The 3116-nt window shown below is 35.7% G+C and carries 3 protein-coding genes; all 3 read left to right on the top strand.

The features are described from left to right. A partial coding sequence (locus SULYE_RS07250; protein ID WP_007548003.1) for an NADH-quinone oxidoreductase subunit B occupies window positions 1–294 on the top strand: 294 nt, incomplete at its 5' end. A 12-nt stretch (window positions 295–306) separates the two neighbouring features. Further along, window positions 307–2049 carry an NADH dehydrogenase (quinone) subunit D gene (gene nuoD, locus SULYE_RS07245; RefSeq protein ID WP_007548002.1) on the top strand — a complete coding sequence of 581 codons (1743 nt, stop codon included), beginning with the start codon at window positions 307–309 and terminating at the stop codon, window positions 2047–2049. A gap of 405 nt (window positions 2050–2454) precedes the next feature. Further along, on the top strand, window positions 2455–3116 hold a 662-nt coding region (locus SULYE_RS07240; protein ID WP_007548001.1), incomplete at its 3' end, for a complex I subunit 1/NuoH family protein.

The raw sequence follows: 3116 nt of genomic DNA, 5'->3' as shown, positions 1-3116 counted from the left end.
AAAGTTGCTCCTATGCTTAGACTTATATATGAGCAAATGCCAGACCCAAAATGGGTTATATCTATGGGTGGTTGTGCATCTGGTGGTGGACCATTTCCTACATATTCAACATTACAAGGAGTAGATAGAATAATTCCTGTAGATGTTTATATTCCAGGCTGTCCGCCAACGCCACAGGCTTTACTTTGGGGAATATTAGAGCTACAGAAAAAGATAAAAGCAAAAAAAGAAGGAAAAGAGCTTACAGAAATTCCTATAAAAATTCCTCAAGAATCAAAGCCTATCTCTAAATAGCAGGGAATTATTTTGACATGGATAACCTTAGATAAAGCTAAAAGGATAAACTCTGTTTTTAATGTTAAAATTGGCAGTTATAAAGACAATGTATGGGTAGAAATAGAAAAAGATAATTTAATCAATCTTTTGAGATTTCTAAAAGAGGACCCAGACTTTTCATTTAAGATGTTTATCGACTTTACAGTCGTAGATTATCCATATCACAGCCCAAGATTTCAAGCGGTTTACATCCTTTACTCTCCAGAATACAGCGAAAGAATCATAGTCAAAACTTGGACTGATGATACTCTGCCATCTTTAATAAATCTTTGGAAAGGTGCCAAATGGGCTGAAAGAGAAGCCTATGATATGTTTGGTATTAAGTTTGATGGTCATGACAATTTGGTAAGAATGTTTTTATGGGAAACTTATCCATACTATCCACTCAGAAAAGATTTTCCAAAAGAAGGAATTAAAGACACATATCTACCATCTTTAAATGAAGGAAAAAATATTCCCAGTCATGACTATGACCCATACCATACCGCTGTACCAACGCTTGAAGACTTAGAAATAACAGAGAGAAAAAGAATCAGTAAAAAAAATCAAATAGTTTTAAACTGGGGGCCACTTCATCCCGGAACTCACGGGACAATTTGGTTCTTATTTGATTTAGAAGGTGAGACAATAAGAGAATGTGATATTATTCTTGGACAACTTCACAGAGGAATTGAAAAACTTTCAGAAGACCTTACATATACGCAGATAATCCCATATACAGACAGAATGGACTATATCTCGGCTTTATGTTCAAATATAGCCTATGTTAATGCAGTTGAGAAACTTCTTGGAGTTCAGCCGCCGGAGAAAGCTAAATGGATTAGAACCATGCTGGCTGAACTTCAAAGAATTAATAGTCATCTGCTTTGGCTTGGTACAACTGCCCTTGACCTTGGTGCTTTGACAATGTTTTTATATACATTTAGAGAAAGAGAAAAATTAATGGATATTATAGAAGGAATAGCAGGCATAAGACTAAACTCCTCCTTTTTAAGGATAGGTGGTGTTAGATATGACCTACCAGAAGACGCACTGGATGTAATCAAGCATTTTATTAAAGATTTCCCATCAAGAGTTAAAGATTATGAAGACCTTCTAACTAAAAATAGAATTTGGATAAGAAGGAATAAAGATGTCGGAATAGTAAGCAAAGAAGATGTTTATCAGTATGGACTTACTGGTGTAATGGCAAAAAGTGCCGGCGTTCCTTACGATATTAGGTATATCCAACCAACAGATGCATACGCCGATGTTGATTTTGAAATTCCTCTTGGAACAGTTGGTGATGCTTATGATAGATATTTAATCAGAATGGAAGAGATGAAGCAAAGTTTGAGGATAGTTCAGCAGTGTGTAGATAAGTTAGAAAAACTAAAAAATGATAAATATGTAGCAACAGAGAATCCTTATGTACTTCCGACGTTGAATGAGGTTTATCAGTCCATAGAATCTATGGTTAAAGATTTTACATTGAGAATTTATGGAGAAAAAGCACCGGTTGGGGAGGTTTATGTCTCTGGAGAAAATCCAAGAGGTGAGCTTGGTTTTTATATCGTAAGCAAAGGTGAAGGCAAACCTTACAGATTAAGAATAAGGTCCGGTGCATTTTATAATCTTCAAATCTTTCCAGAGCTGATAAAGGGAAGAACAGTAGCTGACGCAGTTGCTCTGCTTGGAAGTATAGACCCGGTTGTTGGTGAAACGGATAGGTAATAGTATAAATCGAGAAGGAGATCCTTCGGACTTTGTCCTCAGAATAACAAGGAAAGGTTGACTGATTGGCATTATAGGAGTGGAAGCCTTGTTTGTCATTCTGCAGCCGGCGAAGAATCTCCTTGTTTTCAAAAAAAGCGTTATAAAGTGAGATCCTTCACTTCGCTGCTGGATGACAGGGAAAGACAAATTTACAAAAATTTTTGAACGCCCTTACTTTCTCTTATAGCTCTCAAAAAGTATTTAAAAAAAGATTAACTGAATAATTCCACATCTTAACAACGATTAAAAGTTATTCATCAAAACCTTAAATAAATTTTTGACTTTTTAAAATAAAACAGTGTTTAATTTTATGTTGTAATGTGTTAATATAATTTAATAAAATACAAGGAAGAGGTTTTGCATATGGAGATGCTTGGAACGATAATAGGCCTAACGGTTAAATCTCTTGTCTTTGTTGTTGGAATGTTTTTAGCAGCAGCATATTTAACTCTTATTGAAAGAAAGTTTGCAGGTCATGTTCAGCAAAGACCCGGACCTCTCCATGTAGGATTTCATGGACTTCTTCAGCCAATAGCAGATGCTCTTAAAGTTTTAACAAAAGAAGATTTAGTCCCAAATAATGTTGACAAAGTTTTATTTTATCTTGCTTCACTTATGGCATTCGTTCCAGCTATCATGATACTTGCTGTTATTCCATTTGGCGAGCCTATACAGATCTTTGGATTTGAAATAAAGCCATATATTACAGACCTAAACATAGGATTAATCCTTGCCCTTGCATTTGGTAGTATAAGCATTTATGGAGTCATCTTTGCAGGTTGGGCTTCAAATAGTAAATATCCAATGATAGGTGGTCTTAGAAAGGCTGCTGTTTTAATAGGTTATGAGGTTGCCCTTGGATTTGCTATGGTTGGACCAATTATGATGGCTGGCTCTTTCTCTCTTAAAGAGATAGTATACGCTCAAGATGGATTTTTTGGTGCGTTTATCTGGTATCAGCCAATTGCGTTTATTGTTATTCTTTTTGCCATATTGGCGGAGACAGGAAGAACACCGTTGACGTC

Origin of the sequence: Sulfurihydrogenibium yellowstonense SS-5 (assembly GCF_000173615.1) — a bacterium.
Classification (GTDB): domain Bacteria; phylum Aquificota; class Aquificia; order Aquificales; family Hydrogenothermaceae; genus Sulfurihydrogenibium; species Sulfurihydrogenibium yellowstonense.
Note: the sequence above shows the minus strand (reverse complement) of the source record. Positions and strands in the feature narration are given on the sequence as shown.